The sequence below is a fragment of the Peribacillus sp. 05N428 genome (assembly GCF_056397085.1).
This window is the reverse complement of sequence record NZ_JBFTMS010000112.1, coordinates 1-1,387: the sequence shown is the minus strand read 5'-3', so window position 1 is coordinate 1,387 and position 1,387 is coordinate 1. Positions and strand designations below refer to the sequence as shown.

Here is a 1,387-nt window from a genome sequence, read left to right as displayed (position 1 = left end):
TTATTCATAGCAATTTGGGAAGTTCGTCGGCCAGCCAAAGCTTTGAATTGGATAGTAATCGTCCTTGTTTTGCCTGTCATTGGTTTCTTACTATATCTTAGCATATCAAATCCCAAGCTTATTCATCGTAAAAGATTGACCTCTTCTCATAATGAGTCTAATAAGTTACCTGATACATATGGTGATTCAGCATCGATAATCGCCGATGCTTTAAGGTATTTTACTGTAGGCGGGCTTCGAGTCGGCAAAGTCCAAGTACTAAACAATGGAATAGCAAAATATGAACAACTTATCGAATCCCTACAAAAAGCCMAAAAAACCATTGATCTGGAATATTTCATCTATCGGAATGACCATATTGGTAATCGCATCACAGAACTGCTGATCGAAAAAGCAGTAAATGGAGTGCGGGTTCGTTTTATTAGAGATGGTTGGGGGGAGTAAAAAATTTCCGCGTCAAAAAATTCTTCAGATGGTGGAAGCAGGGATAGAATGTCGGACAATATTTCCTTTAAGCTTTCCCTGGATTTTGTCCAATTGGAATTATCGGGATCATTGTAAGATTGTCACGATTGACAGAAAGGAATCCTTTACTGGCGGTATGAACGTTGGGTATGAATATACAGGATTAAAGCCAGACGTAGGATTTTGGAGGGACACTCATTTGCAAATTWTAGGGGAAGCAACAGGCGACTTGCAGACTATCTTCGACGTTCATTGGAATATCGCTGTACCAGAACGGATAAAGTCAAAAACAAAATCTGAGGCAACGAAAAAGCCCACTAAAATCCCAAAATATAAATCAAAGGAAATCAATCCAACCGGCAGCATAGATCTTTCAAGATGGTCTGCCGAATTAGGATCTGAGTTATGGCCTATAGAAGGTAAAACAGACAATACCCAAACAAAGACAGGAGRATTGCAAAAAGCATACATCCATACGTTGGAAGGAAACCCTGGAATTCCTACACCAGTTATTCGKCAAGCTTACTTTATATKTATAACACAAGCGACCAAAACCATTGATATAACAACGCCCTACTTTATACCAGAAACAGATATTATTATGGCATTAAAGACAGCTGTGGCTCGTGGTGTACGCGTAAGATTACTTGTTCCTCGCCATATTGATCAAAAAATCGTGGGCTTTGCAAGTCGTACCTATTACGGGGAACTTATAGAAGCTGGGGTCCAAATCTACCAGTACGATAAAGGAATGTTACATGCGAAACTGATGATCATTGATGAGGAAATTGCAGAAGTAGGCGCAGCAAACTATGATATGAGAAGTTTTCGCCTGAATTATGAAGTGTGTCAAGTCGTGTACAGTGCTGATGTGGCAAGGGAACTCACAGAGCAGTTCGAGAGGGATCTTACTGATTCTGTA

Annotated in this window: 1 pseudogene; it reads left to right on the top strand. The window is 40.0% G+C overall.

The window, feature by feature from the left end:
- A pseudogene (locus AC1DIV_RS29935) lies at positions 1-1,387 on the top strand (phospholipase D-like domain-containing protein); the annotation flags it as partial.